General features: G+C 39.6%; 16 protein-coding genes and 1 tRNA gene. 7 read left to right on the forward strand and 10 right to left on the reverse strand.

The genetic code is table 11. The features are described 5' to 3' along the window. Positions 1–37: 37 nt before the first annotated feature. From H6G76_RS10035 to H6G76_RS10050, 4 genes are all read right to left on the reverse strand, one after another. The gene (locus H6G76_RS10035; RefSeq protein ID WP_190699187.1) at positions 38–1,045 is read right to left on the reverse strand and encodes a glycosyltransferase family 2 protein; all 1,008 of its coding nucleotides are present in this window, start codon (positions 1,043–1,045) and stop codon (positions 38–40) included. Positions 1,046–1,083: 38 nt separating this feature from the next. Continuing rightward, on the reverse strand, positions 1,084–2,526 hold the full coding sequence (locus H6G76_RS10040) for an oligosaccharide flippase family protein (RefSeq protein WP_190699190.1): 1,443 nt from the start codon (positions 2,524–2,526) through the stop codon (positions 1,084–1,086). A 51-nt stretch (positions 2,527–2,577) separates the two neighbouring features. Next, positions 2,578–3,579: a glycosyltransferase family 2 protein gene (locus H6G76_RS10045; protein ID WP_313934759.1), complete on the reverse strand. Its 1,002-nt coding sequence runs from the start codon at positions 3,577–3,579 to the stop codon at positions 2,578–2,580. A 276-nt stretch (positions 3,580–3,855) separates the two neighbouring features. Beyond that, complete coding sequence (locus H6G76_RS10050; RefSeq protein WP_190699193.1) at positions 3,856–5,307, reverse strand: sugar transferase; 1,452 nt, start codon at positions 5,305–5,307, stop codon at positions 3,856–3,858. A gap of 861 nt (positions 5,308–6,168) precedes the next feature. Between H6G76_RS10050 and H6G76_RS10055 the strand changes: the two genes are divergently transcribed. After that, positions 6,169–6,810 (forward strand): nuclear transport factor 2 family protein, encoded by a 642-nt coding sequence (locus H6G76_RS10055; RefSeq protein ID WP_190699195.1) that lies wholly within the window; start codon positions 6,169–6,171, stop codon positions 6,808–6,810. A 1-nt stretch (position 6,811) separates the two neighbouring features. Beyond that, positions 6,812–8,080, forward strand: coding sequence for a glycosyltransferase family 2 protein (locus H6G76_RS10060; protein ID WP_190699198.1), 1,269 nt, complete (start codon positions 6,812–6,814; stop codon positions 8,078–8,080). 8 nt (positions 8,081–8,088) lie between these two features. Here H6G76_RS10060 and H6G76_RS10065 read toward each other — a convergent pair. Beyond that, a tRNA-Ala gene (locus H6G76_RS10065) sits at positions 8,089–8,161 on the reverse strand. A gap of 72 nt (positions 8,162–8,233) precedes the next feature. On the opposite strand from H6G76_RS10065, the gene H6G76_RS10070 reads away from it, so the two are divergent. The 3 genes from H6G76_RS10070 to H6G76_RS10080 all read left to right on the forward strand — a co-directional run bounded on the left by H6G76_RS10070 (position 8,234) and on the right by H6G76_RS10080 (position 10,431). Further along, a complete protein-coding gene (locus tag H6G76_RS10070; RefSeq protein ID WP_190699201.1) occupies positions 8,234–9,139 on the forward strand; it encodes a rhodanese-related sulfurtransferase in 906 nt (301 codons plus the stop codon). Between the two features lie 316 nt (positions 9,140–9,455). Then, positions 9,456–9,647 carry a hypothetical protein gene (locus H6G76_RS10075; protein WP_190699204.1) on the forward strand — a complete coding sequence of 64 codons (192 nt, stop codon included), beginning with the start codon at positions 9,456–9,458 and terminating at the stop codon, positions 9,645–9,647. A 328-nt stretch (positions 9,648–9,975) separates the two neighbouring features. Next, positions 9,976–10,431: a response regulator gene (locus tag H6G76_RS10080; RefSeq protein WP_190699207.1), complete on the forward strand. Its 456-nt coding sequence runs from the start codon at positions 9,976–9,978 to the stop codon at positions 10,429–10,431. A 55-nt stretch (positions 10,432–10,486) separates the two neighbouring features. Here the strand turns inward: H6G76_RS10080 and H6G76_RS10085 are convergent, their stop codons facing one another. From H6G76_RS10085 to H6G76_RS38010, 5 genes are all read right to left on the reverse strand, one after another. Then, positions 10,487–11,686: an argininosuccinate synthase gene (locus H6G76_RS10085; RefSeq protein ID WP_190699211.1), complete on the reverse strand. Its 1,200-nt coding sequence runs from the start codon at positions 11,684–11,686 to the stop codon at positions 10,487–10,489. Positions 11,687–11,845: 159 nt separating this feature from the next. Further along, on the reverse strand, positions 11,846–13,039 hold the full coding sequence (locus H6G76_RS10090; protein WP_190699213.1) for an ATP-binding protein: 1,194 nt from the start codon (positions 13,037–13,039) through the stop codon (positions 11,846–11,848). A gap of 34 nt (positions 13,040–13,073) precedes the next feature. Next, positions 13,074–14,798: a WD40 repeat domain-containing protein gene (locus H6G76_RS10095; RefSeq protein ID WP_190699215.1), complete on the reverse strand. Its 1,725-nt coding sequence runs from the start codon at positions 14,796–14,798 to the stop codon at positions 13,074–13,076. Positions 14,799–15,050: 252 nt separating this feature from the next. Next, positions 15,051–15,683 (reverse strand): hypothetical protein, encoded by a 633-nt coding sequence (locus tag H6G76_RS38005; RefSeq protein WP_313934760.1) that lies wholly within the window; start codon positions 15,681–15,683, stop codon positions 15,051–15,053. A 93-nt stretch (positions 15,684–15,776) separates the two neighbouring features. Beyond that, on the reverse strand, positions 15,777–16,616 hold the full coding sequence (locus H6G76_RS38010; protein WP_313934761.1) for a hypothetical protein: 840 nt from the start codon (positions 16,614–16,616) through the stop codon (positions 15,777–15,779). Between the two features lie 154 nt (positions 16,617–16,770). Between H6G76_RS38010 and H6G76_RS10105 the strand changes: the two genes are divergently transcribed. Then, the gene (locus tag H6G76_RS10105) at positions 16,771–17,058 is read left to right on the forward strand and encodes a hypothetical protein (protein WP_190699218.1); all 288 of its coding nucleotides are present in this window, start codon (positions 16,771–16,773) and stop codon (positions 17,056–17,058) included. Between the two features lie 457 nt (positions 17,059–17,515). Beyond that, positions 17,516–18,958: a sensor histidine kinase KdpD gene (locus tag H6G76_RS10110; RefSeq protein ID WP_190699221.1), complete on the forward strand. Its 1,443-nt coding sequence runs from the start codon at positions 17,516–17,518 to the stop codon at positions 18,956–18,958. The last annotated feature ends 26 nt before the right edge of the window (positions 18,959–18,984 follow it).

Here is an 18,984-nt window from a genome sequence, read left to right on the forward strand (position 1 = left end):
GCAAATACTGCGATCGCTTAATAGAGAAACAATAGCATTACTTAGTTATCATTTTTTTAAAGCTTTGCACTAAGGCGTTAACTTGCTTACGCACATCTTGTGGAAACAACCACATAACCAGATATAAAAAATAATCTCTAAGTCTAGGTTTGCCGAATTTGATAGACTCTCGCAATAGTATCCAGAAAGCTGACCGGTCGTTTCTACTAGAGGCTTCGTAGCAGGCAACAGTCATGAGGTAACTAGAATATGCTTGTGGCGTAATTAGGTGCTGAACTGATTTAATCCATTCCAGGCAGTATTGCCAATTACCCTTATTACTCAATCGCTGTTGACCGATATCTGAATGCCAATATGCTGTTGGTTCCGGTACAAACTCAATCCCTACATCTTCTTGGTTATTAACTTCAAACAGCCATTCCCAATCTTCATGTTTAGATTTGTTTATATTAAAAGGAATTTTTATCAATAATTCTTTTTTAGTAAAAAGCGTTGAAGTGTGCATAAATCCTTCTCCAAGAAATAGAGATTTACGCACAAACAGATATTCACTTAGATGTTCAGTAGGCTCTAATAGCCTTCTTGGCCAGATAAATTCACCTTTTGGAGTGAATGCTACAAAGCGACTGGATACAACAGGAAATTTGAACTGTGAATTTTTTGCTACATCAATTTGAAGTTGTAGCTTTTGAGGCATCCATTCGTCATCATCATCTAAAAAGGCTATCCAATTACCTTTAGCTTCTCTAACCCCAGTATTTCTCGCGCCTGATGGGCCAACATTTGTTGCTAGTTCTATAACTCTCAATCTTGGGTCAGTTATCTGAGATAGTGCTTGGACTGTTGCTTCGTCAGGCCCGTCTACTACTACAATCACTTCGACAGTTGGCAGAGTTTGGGCTAATGCGCTTTTAACAGCTCTAATGACAATTTGCGGTCTATTTCTTGTAGGAATAACAACGCTCACTAGTTCTTGGGTATTTTCCTCTAGTAAGGCTAAATTTTGCTCTGTGAAATTTTCTGATTGCAAAAACTGAGTATTCATTACTTTAACCATTGGGAATTAAGAGAAAGTTTTAGCTATTATTGAATGTATTTATTTTTGATTTTTTTAAGCCATCTACTATTAAATCCATCTAAACTTTGTAGCAAGAAAAAGCTAACAATTAAAAAATAACAACAACTAGAAATTATTAATTTTGTTAAAAAATTTAAGTTAAGTATTTGTAGTATTATAAATATAGGTATTAATAAAATACTAATAATACTAGGTCGGCGCATCATCTGAATTAAATTTAAGGAAAAGAGACGACCATAAAGATAGTACATATTGTACCCAGCAATTAAAATTGTTGTACATAGGTCAGTAATAACTGCACCCATTAATTTAAATTGAGATACTAAAACAATTCCTGCTAAACTTCCTAAAGTTGAATTAATAATTAGTATACGTAAATTTAACCTTTCATAACCATTTGCTAATAGTACGAAGGGTATTGCCCGATTGAAACACAAGAAAAATAACGCAAAAGAAATTATATTAAGATATACGTTAGCTTGAGCGAAACTAGGATTGTAAATAAAAACAAGCAAGTCTTTACTAAAGAATAAACATCCTATGATTAATGGACAAGCAAAAATTAATAATATTTCTATAAGATTTTTAGTAATTTTTTGCTGATATTCTATACCCTGACTTACTGACTTAGAAAGACTCGGAAATATTGCTGTGGCTATACTATTTGCAATAATCAGAAATGGTTGAATTAATTGTGTAATTCCACCATAAATACCAACTAAAGCCTCATTCCCTATAAGTGAAAGTATTAGTATTTGGAACCTATTATGAACTACAGCCATTCCTTCAATGGCAAAAAAAGTACGTGCGGCTTTGAAACTCTCCCAAATAAAGTCTTTATCAATCTTCCATTTTACTTTTACAATCCTTACCAGCAATAACCATTGAGCTACTAGGATGATAGACTCTGAAACAAAGAAAATTTTTGTTATTTCTTCTACTCCATAACTCATTTGCATTGCCCAAATCATAACCAGTATACGCAAAATATAAACAGGCACTGTAGAGATAGCAATTAAATACATCCTCTCTTGAGCCTGAAAAATTGCTTCGGTGATATTAGACAATGAAAACGGAATAATCGTTAAACCCATAATGTAGCAAACATTAGAGGTTTCAGGAGTATAAGGGAGTAAAAAAACTAAAAGTACTAATGCTCCATAGCTAACAAGACTTAAAAGCAATTGTAGCCAGCTACCATTAGTGAGGAAAATTGGTGTTTTTTCAGGATTACGAGCTAATTCTCTGGTAAATAAGGTTTTTAATCCCTGTGAAGCAATGCTGACAAAGATAAAATAATAACTAAATGCTAGTAGATATTGCCCTAATGCTTCAGAGCCTAAAATCCGAGCAATTGCTGCTGTTAACACAAAAGTTGTAATACTTTGGGTTAAACGATTGATCAGAATAGAAAGCGAATTGCTAATTAACTTACCTTTTTCTACCATTAGGAATTCGATGATAAAGCTACAGTGAAATCTGATTTTAACAAAAGATTATCAACTGTTTCTGCGATATGCCATTTCGTAAACTAATTTATCTTTAAGAAGATAGGCTCTAAGACGACGGAATAAAATTAAGGGAATTTGATTTATAAACCGGACAAAAAAATAAGGGTTTTTTACTGCTTGAAATAAAGCTGTGACAAATTTTTTCTGCTTTAAAGGTTCGACGACGCAATAATAAGCTCTACTTTTCTTATAGACTTCCAGGTGATAGGACATTGCATTTAACAAATCTGGTTGATTTTTGACAGTTTCTTGTTGCAGAAAGTCATAAGTAACTCTACAATAGTGATTAAGACGTTCTACTTGACTTTGCTTGACTAAAGAACCAGGGCGAGAACGGTAGAAATAGTATGCTTCGGGTACTAGAAAGTAGCTTGCTCCGTTCATCAAGCATTTAAGGTAGAGCCAAAAATCTTGACCCATTCTTAAGCTCTCATCGTACTCAATTCCGTATTTATTCAGAAAGTCGCGTTTTAATAAAGGTTTGCTTAACCCCAGATGCAAACCTTTTTGTCCATAAATATCACTTGTAACAAATTTTATTAGATCAATTTGGCAAGTTTCATTAATCTTCTCTTCACTCTGAGTAATCAGAGTACTCCAAGGAGATGCGTCGCCATCTATGATGTAATTGATATCATCTGCAACCATATCGGCATTTTTGTCGTTAGCTATAGCTAAAAGTTTTTCCAGCCTTTCTGGTGCATACCAATCATCAGAATCAAGTACAGCTACCCATTTACCTTTGGCTTCTCTTAAAGCACGGTTTCGTGCGCCTCCAGCACCAAGGTTTTTTTCATTTGCTAACACTTTTAGTCGCTGGTCATTGAAACTCTTAGCTATTTTTAAGGTGTTATCAGTAGAAGCATCATCTACTAAAATTATTTCGATATTTTTCAGTGTTTGATCTAAAGCAGAAGTTATGGCACGCGCAATATAATCTTCAGTATTATAGGCAGGGATTATGACTGATACTTCTGGATTCATATTCATTGTTATCTCTCACTAATTATTAATTGTGAATAATGTCTACTATTTGAGTAAGATATTTAACTTATAAAATTAAATATCGCAAACTTAAACCTTAATATTCAAATTGTTTTTGATGAGTTTTAAGTGTTGTTGCAAATAGTAAGTGGTGCATCGCTGAATTTTATATTAGTGGGAGACATATCTACATCATTTTCAATTGACGCTGCAATATATAGATAAGATGGCTAATGTTAAATATATTAGCCATTGCTCTTATCTAGGGCTACTCTCTTAAGTTTAGTATGCGCCCTCTTTTTTTAAGACAACTTTAATGGTTCTCAGCAAAATTTCAAAATCTAGTTGCAGTGACCAATTTTCGATATAGCTCATATCAAGATTGATTACTTGTTCAAAATCTAAAATGTTAGACCGTCCTGAAACTTGCCAAAGACCTGTTACACCTGGGAGTACTTCTTGGCGAATGAAATGATGTTCTAAAAATTTATCTACATCTCTAGTAGGTAATGGGCGTGGGCCTACAAGGCTCATCTCTCCTAAAAGGACATTAAATAATTGTGGTAACTCGTCTAAGCTGTAGCGACGGAGGAATTTACCAATTCGGGTGATCCGAGGGTCATCTTTGATTTTAAAGATAATACCATCTTTAGTTTCGTTTAATGCTTCTAGCTCTTTTTGCAGTTTATCAGCATCAGGTCGCATGGTTCGGAATTTCCATACTTTAAATGGTTGTCCATGTAGACCAATGCGGGTTTGTTTATAAAATATAGGGCCTGGTGAGTCTAATTTTATGGCGATCGCGATCGCTAGATAAATAGGGAATGTAACAGTCAAAAACAGAGCAGTAAAACAGAAGTCAAAAAATCGCTTGATCCAAAAGTCTTTACTGATAATTGTTGGGCAGCTAACACTCAGGCAAGGCATTCCACCTACTTTTTGAAAATATACTTGTCTGTTTATTGGCCTTAATTGCATAGGTAAAACATGGACGGTTATACCAGATGCCTGAAATAACCAGCATAAAAACATCCTATTTTTGATGGCATCCCAATCAATGAACACTTCTGTGATGCCTAGTCTGTTCATCTCCTCTAAAGTTTGCTGACGATTATATCTATCTAGGGATCTAGCTGTGTCACTGCCACGAATAATGTACCGTTTTTCGTTCCTGATATAGTTAATAACTTGTTCTTTGGAGCCTGGATCGCAAATAATATAAACAGAGTTGCAGCCTAATATTTTGCGTTGACGGAGATATTGCAAAATTAGCACTACGAACAATCTACCAAGGGAAACAAAAGTTATACCCAGCAACCAGGATGAAGTGAGTGTAGAGAAGTTAAACTCCACAATTGGTTGATATAAAATGCTCCAGAGTAGTATTAACCCGTGAGCAAAAGTTAGCGTTTTAATAATATTGAAATAGTCATAACGTTGCTTACCAGGTTCATATGTGCCTTGGATCGCTAATGTGGCTATTTGTATCAGAATTAAACCAGGAATGTAATTACTTTGTGTATATACAGCACTATCTACAGGAGTAGGTTGATGCTGGGCTAATACCCAAGCTAAAAATAGAACGAAACAATCTACCACTAGTAGTGTTGCTAGTCTTAGCCACCAAAATCCTTTGCTGACCCTAAAAAACGCAGAAGCTCGTAAATCTACAGGAGTAGAACTCCAATTATTAGTGTTAGTTACCTGCTTAGTTGCGATGCCCTGATTACTCATACAATAACCTTGCTTTGGGTTTAGTGATTAACTGTCTTAACGAGTAGTAAAGTCAACCTCATCTTAGTTGCATACTTCAGACTTACTCTGCTTTACTGAGTGTGCTGAAAAATAAGCAAGTTATCTCTGCATTAGCTTCATGGTTTTTTTACACGTAGATGACTTTGTTGTAAACATGAATGTTTCTTATTTTTTTTAATACTTAGGTATTATTTGGTATTTCAAATAACTTTAAAATCTTAGGTTACGTAATAAATAGTACTCTTTGGAGATGCAAAGTTGGATATATATACTGTGACTTTATAGAAACTTTACATATTTTTAGTTTTATTTTAGATTTAGATGTGTACAACTTGCTTTTAGGTAAAGATAGTGTTATGTTAGTTTGCTGATTAAATGTAATTTATAAATAAAAGTTTATATTACAATAACAATACTTTTGTAAAAACTTTACTTAAGCTAAAAAAATTTACTTAAGTTATTAATCAGAGTCTTGGTTGATTTACATCTTGCACCTAGCCCTAGCGACTAGAAGTTGCACCCAGGGCGGCCGCATCATGTCAATAAGGCTAGATCATTCTCAATAGTCTCAAAAATAATCGCATTAAGCCATGTTTATTGACAAAGATTTTAGCGATCGCTTTGAGGTTTGGACAGTGGTTCAAATGATAAATGCTGATTTTTCCGTTGATTCTCAATTTCAGTAGTCACTAAGTATACTTTAGATGAGTTCGCCCTGAAGTTGCACCACATTTAGTTTGATTGAGCGATTTACTGATTATTGATAGAACTTAATGCTGAGTTGACTAGATAAAAGTTTAAAATCCATCCTGTCTAGTAGTTTCAAAAGAATCATCCGTTATGAAACAGAGATGGGCAACTGAATACAGATGTACTCAGCTACTTTGGAGTGTTTTATTAGTGTTGGCAATTTGGAATATACCCCAATACGCTCTGGCGGACACCAACCAACAGGATATCAACGCAATTATAAATACACGCGAGATTGCCCTAGAAGCCATTAACACTCGAAATTTTGGCAAAATTGAACCTTATTTGCATCCATCATTTACGATTACAACAGTTGATAACCAAGTTTTTCACAAAGTGCCAGAATTTGAAAAATATTGGAACCAACAGTTTTCCAATTCTATTCAAAATATCAAAATGGCTCTTAAGGGAGATGTTGTCAGAACTTTTCTTTCTCCTGAGACAGCTGTTTCTTCGGGAGAGGCGATCGCAACTTTCTCTTTCAAAGATGGTAACTCAGCTGATATGGCGATGCGGTGGACAGCAGTACTGCAAAAATTCCAGGACAAATGGACAATTCAATCGCTGCATTTTTCGTCCAACCTCTTGGATAATCCAGTCTTAAACGCCGCCCAAAGTCTAGGAATAAATGTGGCTATTGCCGCCGGGGTAGGCGGATTTCTGCTGGGTGGACTCACAATGATGGTGTTACGCCGTCGTCCCAAGCAAAAAACCGCAGAATCTAGCAACTAAGATGGCAAGTATCTTCCAGCCAAACCCCCATCGCCGTTTCAAAGCCATCCTTATATTTATCATGATGTGGGGTTTTGTAAGTTTGCTGCACTGGCAACCACAAACCCAGTGGCTAATAGTCGGATTAACAGTTGTGTTGGCTGTGCAAACAGTAAGGATGCTGGCAGCAAAACCAACCTCTGCGGTGATTGATACTAACGAGTATTTACCGCAAGTTTCGATTTTAGTGCCTGCTAAAAATGAAAGTGCCGTCTTGGCTGATTTAGTTCATAACTTATTTCAATTAAACTATCCCAGCGATCGCTTAGATATTTGGGTGGTAGATGATGAAAGTACTGATGAAACTCCTCAGATTATAAAAAATTTACAAAGTTCATTTCCCGCTCTACAAGTTCACCACAGACAATCACAAGGAGGTAAATCAGGCGCGCTGAATGCCGTTTTCCCCTGGACGCGAGGCGAGATTATTTTGATCTGCGATGCCGATGCTATACTGCCAGCAAATTTTCTGCGGCAAACAGTACCTTTATTTCAGCAAAAGAATATTGGTGCAGTGCAAGTGCGAAAAGCAATAGCCAATGCAGAGGCAAATTTCTTAACGGGTTGTCAGCAAATGGAAATGGCTTGTGATAGCTTTTTGCAAACCCATCGCATTGCTGTTGGCGGAATGTCGGAACTGCGTGGGAACGGGATGTTAGTTCGTCGGCAACTGCTAGAAAAATGTCACGGTTGGAATGAGGACACTGTTACAGATGATTTGGATCTTTGCTTTAGGCTGTATTTGACAGGTAGTGAAATTGAGTTTGTCACAGTTCCAGTAATTCAAGAAGAAGCAGTGACAACTTGGAGAAAACTTTGGCATCAACGCAGCCGATGGGCTGAAGGTGGCTATCAGCGTTACCTAGATTATTTTCCGCAAATTTTAAAACTGGGCTGGGCTAAAGAAATCGATTTGTTCTTATTTTTTCTCTTGCAATTTGTATTGCCCATTGGGCTAATTCCCGATTTAGTTTGGACAATATTTTACCGCGATCGCCCGGTTTTGTTGCCACTCCAGACGCTACTAAGCATAATTTTGACAGTTGCTTTCATCACTGGACTGTACCAATTTCAAAATTTACGCGGATGGTCTTTGCTCTGGGCAACAATTCAAGGTTCTGTTTACATGGTGCATTGGATTCCTGTGATGATTGTGACGACTTTCAGGATGTGCGTGCAGAAACAGCGATCGCAATGGATTAAAACCGAGCATCGCGGCCATAAAGTTTAATCATTTAATGGAGGTTAGCGGACTCGAACCGCTGACATCCTGCTTGCAAAGCAGGCGCTCTACCAACTGAGCTAAACCCCCGTAAAATTAAAAAGGTAGTCTAATTTATCTACCGTAGATATCTTAACTGAAAATTGTACCATTACTAAAGGAATGAACCAAGAAAATACGCAAATTGTTGCAGCACTTTATAAATTTGTCAGTTTGCCCGATTTTGCCGAGAAACAAGAGCCATTGCTGTCTTATTGCCTAGAACAAAATATTAAGGGAACAATTCTGCTCGCCGCAGAAGGTATTAATGGTACGATCGCAGGTTCACGCCAAAGCATTGACGCGCTTCTCGCCTATCTACGTTCTGATCCACGTTTAGTAAACCTAGAACATAAAGAATCTTACGCACAGACACCACCTTTTGAACGGATGAAGGTGCGGTTAAAAACAGAAATTGTCACTTTGGGCTTGCCAGAAGTTGATCCTAATCAGCAAGTTGGGATTTATGTCACCCCCCAAGAGTGGAATGATTTAATTTCCGACCCCGAAGTGATAGTCATTGATACTCGTAACAATTACGAAGTGAAAATCGGCTCTTTTAAAAGAGCGGAAAACCCCCAAACCCAATCGTTTCGGGAATTTCCTGAATATGTTCAAAACCACCTTGACCCTAATCAACACAAAAAAGTCGCCTTATTTTGTACTGGTGGTATTCGCTGCGAAAAAGCTTCATCCTTTATGCTGGCCCAAGGATTCACTGAAGTTTATCACCTCAAAGGCGGGATTCTAAAATATTTAGAGGAAATCCCCGCAGCAGAAAGCTTGTGGGAAGGTGAATGTTTTGTGTTTGACGAGCGAATAGCGGTTCGTCATGGACTGGAACAAGGAACTCACGAATTGTGCTTTTGCTGTGGGTATCCAATTTCTGAACAAGATAAAGCTTCACCTAAGTACGAAGAAGGTATTTCTTGCCCCTATTGCTTTGATAGTCTCACAGAAGAGAAACTAATTCGTCAACAAGAAAAATGGCGACAGTATCAATTGCTGCAAGAAAGGCAGCAGCAATAACGCTGAAAGCTTTTAATGATCAGCAGGCTGCTATTATAGCATTTCAACAAATAATTTTTCCTCTTGCCCCTCTGCCCACGTCAGTCGCTACAAGTCGGCAAAGCGCGATAGCTCCCCTGCGACCTATTTGTATCAAACTTAAAGTGAAACGGTATTAGTCGGGAGATATATATCTAACTTATACCAAAGTCAGCTTTTACTCATTCTCTTGCCACATGACGAAATACAACAATTATCGGTATGATTACAACCAAATTTGGTAGATGATGGCTTATATCAAACCTCTTTAACAAATTCTGGTTTCGGAGTTGTAAAAATGTACGACAAAAGTGAAATAGAAACACTGATTGAGAATATGAGCTTACCTGGTGTACTTAGCATCCTTTCTCAAGTTTGTTATGAGAAGGCTGAAGATCTGAGAAATAATTACCAAGACCTCGAAACAGCTAGAACCTGGGAGAAAGTTGGTAGAGCCGTAGGAAAAATTAAGATAAAAACTGATTTATAAATCTTATTAACTAAATACCGGGTTTGTTAAAAATACATCTAATTTCAAAGCGTCTAAATGTTTCTCAACCCGGTAAATGATATTTATGTAGATATAGCAACCCGTCTAGGAGATCTAAACAAATCTATTGTCTATTGCCTATTGCCTGCCTCCACGACTAGTTTGTAAATTAAGTAGGATTGCTACAGTCAAACATAAATATCCTTAAGATATCTAACTAATGTCATGGTAGGTTCATTAATAATTGCCCAGTGTAGTTAGTATGCGGCTAACTACACTGGGGCTTCCTCCGTAATTGATTAGGCCAACCAAGGAGGCACACCTTATCATGGCAAACAACTTTGACAACTCACATCTTCAAAATGAGATAAATGATTACCAATCTTTAGAAGGTTTACAGATTCTTGTTGTAGATGATAACGAAGATAGTTTGTTTTTGACTACTCTGATTTTGGAAAACTACGGTATGCAGGTGACAACTGCAACATCAGCGACACTTGCATTGGAAGCAATCAAAAATTTAAGATTTGACATTTTAATTTTTGATATTGCTATGCCAGAAGTAGATGGATATTCTTTAATTCGCCAAGCCAGACGAATGTTGCTGTTACAAAAACGGCATCCTCCGGCGATCGCTCTGACTGCTTTAAGTTCCGATGAAAGTTATAATACGGCTCTGCTTTCAGGTTTTCAAAGTTACATCAATAAACCTGTAGACGCTAGTATTCTCATAGAGGAAATTGCCAAGGTTTTGAGATTTTCTAGTTGGGAAAATGAAGAGTAATATCATTTTGTTGGGTTTAGCTATTGCAAAACCCAACGCAGATTTTGATGATTAATTATCTATTTTGTTGCGCCCAAATACGGGTGGGAAGACCCCAAACATAGATAAAGCCTTCGGCTGCTTTGTGGTCAAATTGGTCTTCAGCACCGTAGGTGGCTAAGTCGGGGGTATAAAGTGTGTTGTCACTCCAACGACCAACTATGGTGGCGTTACCTTTGAAGAGTTTCACCCGCACGGTTCCTGTGACGCGTTCTTGAGTTTTTTGAATGAAAGCATCCAAGGCAGCTTTGAGAGGACTGTACCACAATCCGTTATAAACCAATTGGGTGTAAGTCTCTTCGATACCGCGTTTGTAGTGGCTGACATCTGCGGTTAAAGTCAGGCTTTCTAAATCACGGTGTGCTTGAATGAGCAACATCATTGCGGGTGATTCGTAGATTTCCCGTGATTTGATTCCCACCAAGCGGTTTTCAATCATGTCAATGCGACCGATGCCATGATTGCCTGCTAATTCGTTGAGTGTTTCAATTAATTCAACAGGGTTTTTGGCTGTACCGTTGATCGTGGTGGGAATACCTTGGGTGAAGCCGATTTCAATATATTCTGGCTCATTGGGAGTATTGGCGATCGCCTTGGTCATCTGATAAATTTCTTCTGGGGGTTCGGCGGCTGGATCTTCCAACACACCCGCTTCAATACTGCGACCGAGCAAGTTTTTATCAATACTGTAAGGCGAAGATTTTTTCACAGGTGCAGGAATGCCAAACTTTTCACCATAGGCGATGGTTTCTTCTCGGCTCATGCCCCACTCCCGCGCGGGTGCTAAAATCTTGAGGCTGGGATTTAAGGCAGCACAGGAAACGTCAAAGCGTACCTGATCGTTACCCTTACCAGTACAACCATGTGCGATCGCATCAGCACCGTATTTCTCTGCTGCTTCTACTAATATTTTGGCAATTAAGGGACGAGCCAGCGCAGTTCCCAAAGGATAGCGATTTTCGTAAAGGGCATTGGCTTGAATCGCCGGGAAAGCGTAATCTTTAACAAAGCTGTCTTTGACATCAACTACCAGAGATTCACTAGCACCCGATTTGAGAGCTTTTTCTTTAATTGGATCTAATTCATCTCCCTGGCCTAAATCTGCTGCGAGAGTTATCACCTCTTCCACACCCCACTCTTGCTTGAGGTAAGGAATGCACACAGAAGTATCTACACCACCTGAATATGCTAAGACAACCTTTTTGGCGCGACCCATTGGTTTCTCCAGTTAGGAAAACAAAGAATGAGTCACTATTATAAGGGACTAGAGGCTAGGGGCTAGAGGTTAAGGATTAGTATTTTTATTAGGGGCTAGAGGCTAGGGGCTGGGGGCTAGGGATTAGTATTTTTATCAGGGACTATCAACGAGACAATTTCACACTTCATACTTTTGTTGTTGCAACCAGTCGCGGAAGTTGGAGTGATAGAGGCGGTAATGGGTTTTATCTGCGATTTGTTCTTGATGCAAGAATTCCGGCCAGTTTTCTAAGATTTCTTCGACATCGTACTCATCTGCATCAATTGTATGAGCGATCGCATCTACTGTGGTTGGTTGCTGTTGCACTAAAGCATTCAGCACTGCTAGGCTCAAGTCATCGTTTGCAAGCATCTGCTGTAAGTGTTGCTGATAATAGGCGGCTAAACCTGGGGGAATTAAATTGTCTGGGAACGGTTCAGGATAGAAACCCTCAGCAATGGCGGTGAGAACTTGACTGACGTACATGAAATTATTTTCGGACTTGGCGGTGAGGCGCGTGCAGAATTCCTGCTCACTGATATCGTGATTACTCAGCCAAGATTTGAGATTTGACCCCTCCCCCAACCCCTCCCCTGCAAGGAGAGGGGAGTAATTATTTCCCCCTATTTTGGCATCCTGTCCCCCCATTCCCTCATAGGGAAGGGGGGCTAGGGGGGTTAGGTTCTTGTGAATATAAGCCTGAATATCCGCTTGATTTTCTGCGTCATAATCTGCTAAATCAAGACTTTGAAAGGGTGCTTCAATTAACAAACCTGACTTCTCGCGCAAAAAAGGTCTGCGGGTGAGGAGAAAATAAACCCCATCGGGGAGATAGCGCGGAAGATAAAACAAATTTGCACCAGGAGATTGACTATTGCGGTCAATAAAATTTAAGCCATCAATTGCAATAATTAATTTTTGATTGGGTGCTAACCCATCACTGATTTGCTGAAGAAGCAACGATAAAAACCAACTCCCTTCTGTAGTGTTTTCGGGTTGGTTATCTAGAGAGATTGCAAACATCTCTATTAATTGCGTGCAGATATTTCGCAGAAATTCATCAGCACGATTTTTACCCTCAATGTCAACGTTGTAATAGACAACATCAGGATTATCTAGGGCATATTTAGCCAAAATTGCACTTTTACCGCTACCGGGTGCGCCAATGATAGTAAAGTAACCGCGATGATAGCGGTGAATGAATTGATTAATTGCCGTGAAGACAAAATTGCGCCCGATAAAGTTGTAGCTTTTTGCGTTAATAATTTGCTCAAACTCCCTAGGGTGTCCTCTGGGATGATTAGTAGTGTGTGGTGTAGGTGGTGAATTCATAATTATGAGAAATAATTAAAAGATAAGGTACTGCTTATCCTCCTGTCATTCCTTCAAGACACAAAAAATGCATCCTACCTGATTGTTCCCCTGCGACAATTGTTTCGCCATCAGGTGTAACTGTACAGCAATATATGATACTTTCCCCTGTGAAAGTGGCAATTACCTCCCCTGTCGCCAAATTCCAGACTTTGAGGGTGTTGTCATGGGATGCAGAAATCACCCTTTGCCCATCGGAGGTGACGGCGACGGCATTTACCGAGCGACTATGACCATTGAGAGTGAACAGTTCCTCCCCTGTCGCCAAATTCCAGACTTTGAGGGTGTTGTCCCAGGATGCAGAAATCACCCTTTGCCCATCGGAGGTGACAGCGACGGCATTTATCGAGTCACTATGACCATTGAGAGTGAACAGTTCCTCCCCTGTCGCCAAATTCCAGACTTTGAGGGTGTTGTCATGGGATGCAGAAATTACCCTTTGCCCATCGGGGGTGGCGGCGACGGCATTTACCGAGTCACTATGACCATTGAGAGTGAACAGTTCCTCCCCTGTCGCCAAATTCCAGACTTTGAGGGTATTGTCATATGATGCAGAAATCACCCTTTGCCCATCGGGAGTGACGGCGACGGCATTTACCGAGTCACTATGACCATTGAGAGTGAACAGTTCCTCCCCTGTTGCCAAATTCCAGACTTTGAGGGTGTAGTCAAAGGATTCAGAAATCACCCTTTGCCCATCGGGAGTGACGGCGACGGCATTTACCCAGGAACTATGACCTTTTAGGGTGAATAGTTCCTCCCCGGTAGCCAAATTCCAGACTTTGAGGGTAGAGTCAGCGCAAGCAGAAATCACCTGTTGCCCATTGGGGGTGACGGCGACGGCATTTACCGAGTTACTATGACCTCTGAGGGTAAATAGTTCCTCTCCAGTAGCCAAATTCCAGACTTTGAGAGTGTTGTCACTGGATGCAGAAATTATCTGTTGTCCGTTGGGGGTAACGGCGATGGCATTTACCGAGTTACTATGACCATTGAGAGTGAATAGTTCCTCCCCAGTAGCCAAATTCCAGACTTTGAGGGTCTTGTCACGCGATGCAGAAATCACCTGTTGCCCATTGGGGGTGACGGCGACGGCATTTACCGAGTTACTATGACCTCTGAGGGTGCATAATTCTTTGCCATCTGCCAAATTCCAGACTTTGAGGGTGTCGTCATCGGATGCAGAAATCACCTGTTGCCCATTGGGGGTAACGGCGACGGCATTTACCGAGTTACTATGACCAGTGAGGGTGCGGATTAAGCGTCCTCCTGGCGGGGTTAAACTGGGGGTTAAGCTACGTAGCCAAGGGGTAGTGGTTTTCTGCTGAATTTGTGTTAATAATGCCTGAATTTCTGCTGAGATTTGCTGATTTAGTAACCGTCCATGCAATTGAGTGCCTACTTGTTGCTGATCTACTACTAAAATATGTGCTGACAGCCTTAATGCACCTTGAATCAATTTGAGAATTTTGACTTTCTCAACTTTGTATTCTGGGCAATTAACTATCTCTTGATTATCAATCAAATCATAATCTTCTATTAGCGGCTGTACTCCGAACTCAGGATGGTTAAGCTTTGCCACTAAGAAATCAAAATCAGTCAGAGTTTGATAATACTTATCTAAATTTCCCGATTTCACTAAGTTTGGAGCTAAACTACCCAAGTAAGCACGTTGAAAAGCGGGATTTTGTGCCGCTAATTTGTCTGCAAGACTTCCCATTTTAAGCTATTTTCCTTAGCTCGACTTTATCCAAAATTAAGAACTTGACTACACAATTTATAGAATCACTACCAGTTTTAGAATTACCCCACCCTAACCCTCCCCTTGGAAAGGGGAGGGAACTAGATTTTCTGATTTCCCCCCTGTATAAGGGGGGATTAAGGGGGGTAAATCGACTGGTGTGAACACTGAAGCCTGTTTAAGAGGCGTAGGGGGGATCAATAAGTGCATGGCATCACAGTCAATTACTTGTCACGCCATCTTACTTACAAGGTAGTTGGCAATGCGTTGATTAACTTCTTGAAATAGCTTGCGTTCAGCGTCTAAAACTCGTTTTTCTTTCAAAAAGTCTAAAAAACTAGCGTGATAGATGCTATAGCAGTCTTCTCCTTTAATATTTTGCTGTTTTAAATACTCAACCCAATTATCTAAAACTACTTGCACATCATATTTATCTTGTTGGGCAATATCCACCATCATCTTGCAGGGAATTGGTGTGCCAATCTCGACTAAAATAAACAAAATAAATACCTTTAGTTCCTGGGGCTTTTTATCCATCCCCATACGTTCCCAATGGATTTGATAATATTCTTGCAAACCATCTGGTAATTGCTTTAAACTCAGGTCGTTATACTCACCCTTAGCAATTCCTGGCAAAACATAGCGCAGGTACATAAAGTTATTTTCACTTTTAGTTGCTACCTGCTCAATAAAATCATGCTCAGAAATATTGCGTTCTTCAATCCATTGTCTAATTGCATTTTTATAATCTGGATCATCATTTAAAAAGAACCGAATATACTTTTTAATATCTTCCCGGCTTAAACCAGCATACTGACTTGCTCTTAAATCTAACTCTTGTGTCGGCACATCTGGTGCAGACAAGCGTTTTTTATCAATAGTATATGGTCTTCTAGTTAGCAGAAAATAGACGCGTTCAGGAAGTACTGTAGGTAAATCTAAAAGATTCCCGCCTGTTTATTGTTCTACTTCATCTAGTGCATCAACTACAATTATCAAACGTTCACTATCAGCAAGTTTTTTACTAACCTGTCCTAGTAAATCAGCTAAATTAGCCTTATCAGCATTTTGCAACTGATAATGCTTAATTAATTGTTTGCGAATACTCTCAAGAAATAGCTCGGCTCGATTGCGACCATCAGAACGAATATTAAAATAGCATGGCGACTTATTATCCCAGACGTATTTAGCAGCAATGGTACTTTTTCCCATCCCCGCATCACCCACCACAGTAAAATAACCACTGCGATTTTTGTCACAAAATTGCTTAAATGTTTCAAAAACAAACTGACGACCACAAAACGAGCGAATTTTTTCTTTAATTAATGGCTTAAATTCTGTGGGATACTCGTCTAAATCCCATTCGGGAAAAGGCTGAAAATCAGCAGAGCCACTTTTTTTGGCAACTTTAATAAATGTTTCGCCAAACTCTTCTAACTCTGCGCGCAGGTCAATTCTCAATAATTGAATATCAAATTTTAAATCATTACCCTGCAAAAACTTTTCTACTTCCTTGTAGAAACCCAAGGCATTATTAGAAGTATAAGCACTCCAAAAAGCATTTTTAATTTCTCTTTCTCTAAAAAGATTTAAAATCGCTTCTGGCTTATCTACACCATACTCAATTAAAGAATAAACATAAACTCCATCAACATCTTTGGGTGGTTGTGTTGGGTCAAAATTGAATTGCTTTAAAAGTCTCACTACGGTTTCGTTGCGTTGAGCTTGATTAATAACTAGAGAAGCCGCAGGTTTAGCAATACTCTTAAGGGCATTAACTACAGGGTCAATACTCATTTTTGCTATGGGTAGAGATAATTTTTACACCTTTTAACTTATGTTAGCGAAAGATAGTGCAAATTAGCGCGTGTTAAGCCATATTACTGCTTTAGCTATCTCACGCAGAGGCGCAGAGGCGCAGAGAAGGACGCTAGAGGTATTGTAATTTTCTTTGGGGAAGTGCGTTAGCGCAGCTTACCGGAGGTATCGCTCGATCATACCTAAAATAACATCAAAAAAGGAGCGATCGCTCCCTCATTTCAGCCTCAAAGGCTCAACTGTCAGCCTCAAAGGCTCAACTGTCACCCTCAAAGGCTCAACTGTCACCCTCAAAGGCTCAACTGTCAGCCTCAAAGGCTCAACTTTCACCCTCAGAGGCTCAACTTTCACCCTCAGAGGCTCAACTTTCACCCTCAGAGGCTCAACTTTCACCCTCAAAGGCTCAACTGTCATGTTTTAAGGCTAAAGCTTCAAGTATAAAGGGCGATGTCTGCATCATTTCTCTGCATTGCTTACTCCATAATTAAAATACAAGAAACACTGGAGGTGGATATCAGCATATCCAAAAGTTTTCTCTTGGGGAAAGTTTAACAATTCCCGGCTTTGCTGATGTCACAATTACAGTCAATGAAATCTTCGGTAGATAAATTATTGCTTCATAATATTACTGCGATCGCACTTTTATTAAACGCAGAGGATCGCTGAGGTAAACGCAGAGTATGAGAAGATAAGCCTCTATATTTGACTGTTAACTGATAACTGATAACTGATAACTGTTTACTGTTTACTGTTATTGCGCCTAAATTGTTCGGTTCTACGACTGTCGCTGATACACAAATGCCGATAACCTCTTAATTAGGAGGAACTTATTACATCTCCGCGTTATTAGTCGCTCTCCACTTAAGGGGTGAAAACCTGTGTACGAATGGATCTTGCCAAGTCTGAGTGAAGTTTTAGCCGAAAGTCAATCAACTGTGGCTGAATGTTCACCAGCCAAAGCGGAGCGACAGTGGCGTATGAGTTTAGCAGCTACAGAACATTTGCTCATCAATACTTTAGCTGCTACTAAAGGTTTAGTGTTAACCGCACCAGCACCTTTATTTAGTCAACCAATCCTGACTCAAAATTTACAAACGGTGACTTTCACCGCCAAGCCATTTAATCCTTTGGCGTTGATGCCGTTTCAAATGCCTGCTACGGTGATGGAGACAAAAGAAGATGCGCCAGACGAAGCGGTGCTTCCTTTACTACCTGCTGATCCCCTAGTGACAGAGCAATTTTGCTTGGTGTTCACAGATAAGTTTAGATTAGTTTTGGTGTTGGCAGAACGCAGGGATGGTAAGAAAAAGTTTGCGTTTTCCTTTGAACCGGAGATAGTGCAGCAGGCTTGGCGAGCGATAGGGGCGCGGGTAATGCTGACTAACCCTGATTTTTGCGCTCAACTAGATGCTTTAGTGCAGGAATATTCACTAGTAGAGCCAGATTATCGAGTGGTGATGCAGTTTAGCCAGTTTTTGCTGCAAGAATTACCAGCAGAAGCAAGCAAAGAGTGGGAAGCAGGAACGAATGTAGTCAATAGCCAATCTTCAAGCAATAATCCTCAATGTCCAATTTCCAATTCTTCATCTTTAAAACCAGATGTAGAATTGCTGCAAGCTTTTGCTCATGAAGTCCGTACTCCTTTAACAACTATTCGCACGATGACTCGCCTGCTATTAAAACGGCGTGATTTGCCTCCTAATGTGATTAATCGCTTAGAAATAATTGATCATGAGTGTACTGAGCAAATTGACCGGATGGAGTTGTTGTTTAAGGCGGCAGAATTAGAAACTTGTGCTTCAGGGAAATCTGCTAACACTCATCTCACGCCGATGTCATTAGATCAAGTATTGCAACAAAGTATTCCGCGTTGGCAACAAGCTGCAAATCGGCGCAATCTCACTTTGGATGTGGTTTTACCTCAACAATTGCCCACAGTGGTGAGTAATCCGAATATGCTAGATCGGGTACTCACAGGTTTGATGGAGAATTTTACCCGGAATTTGCCGGCTGGTAGCCACATTCAAGTACAGGTTATCCCCGCAGGTGATCAATTGAAATTGCAATTATCGCCACAACCTCAGTGTCACAACACAGACTCAGCAACACCGCCAATTAAAAAAGCTCTTGGTCAGTTGTTGATGTTTCAACCAGAGACAGGCACAATTAGTTTGAATTTAAATGCAACCAAACATTTATTTCAGGCGATCGGCGGTAAGCTAATTGTGCGCCAACGTCCGCAATATGGGGAAGTCTTGACTATCTTCTTACCTTTAGAGGTTAGTAGTCAGCATAAGAAAAGTATCAAGTATGAAGTGTGAAGTCTGAAATCTGCTTCTCTGCTCCC

Source organism: Nostoc sp. FACHB-152 (genome assembly GCF_014697475.1).
Taxonomy (GTDB): Bacteria; Cyanobacteriota; Cyanobacteriia; order Cyanobacteriales; family Nostocaceae; genus Nostoc_B.

Coding starts and splice junctions, on each gene's coding strand:
- H6G76_RS10035 (WP_190699187.1), bottom strand. CDS start 1,045: ATGAATACTCAGTTTTTGCAATCAGAAAATTTCACAGAGCAAAATTTA.
- H6G76_RS10040 (WP_190699190.1), bottom strand. CDS start 2,526: ATGGTAGAAAAAGGTAAGTTAATTAGCAATTCGCTTTCTATTCTGATC.
- H6G76_RS10045 (WP_313934759.1), bottom strand. CDS start 3,579: ATGAATATGAATCCAGAAGTATCAGTCATAATCCCTGCCTATAATACT.
- H6G76_RS10050 (WP_190699193.1), bottom strand. CDS start 5,307: ATGAGTAATCAGGGCATCGCAACTAAGCAGGTAACTAACACTAATAAT.
- H6G76_RS10055 (WP_190699195.1), top strand. CDS start 6,169: ATGAAACAGAGATGGGCAACTGAATACAGATGTACTCAGCTACTTTGG.
- H6G76_RS10060 (WP_190699198.1), top strand. CDS start 6,812: ATGGCAAGTATCTTCCAGCCAAACCCCCATCGCCGTTTCAAAGCCATC.
- H6G76_RS10070 (WP_190699201.1), top strand. CDS start 8,234: ATGAACCAAGAAAATACGCAAATTGTTGCAGCACTTTATAAATTTGTC.
- H6G76_RS10075 (WP_190699204.1), top strand. CDS start 9,456: ATGTACGACAAAAGTGAAATAGAAACACTGATTGAGAATATGAGCTTA.
- H6G76_RS10080 (WP_190699207.1), top strand. CDS start 9,976: ATGGCAAACAACTTTGACAACTCACATCTTCAAAATGAGATAAATGAT.
- H6G76_RS10085 (WP_190699211.1), bottom strand. CDS start 11,686: ATGGGTCGCGCCAAAAAGGTTGTCTTAGCATATTCAGGTGGTGTAGAT.
- H6G76_RS10090 (WP_190699213.1), bottom strand. CDS start 13,039: ATGAATTCACCACCTACACCACACACTACTAATCATCCCAGAGGACAC.
- H6G76_RS10095 (WP_190699215.1), bottom strand. CDS start 14,798: ATGGGAAGTCTTGCAGACAAATTAGCGGCACAAAATCCCGCTTTTCAA.
- H6G76_RS38010 (WP_313934761.1), bottom strand. CDS start 16,616: ATGAGTATTGACCCTGTAGTTAATGCCCTTAAGAGTATTGCTAAACCT.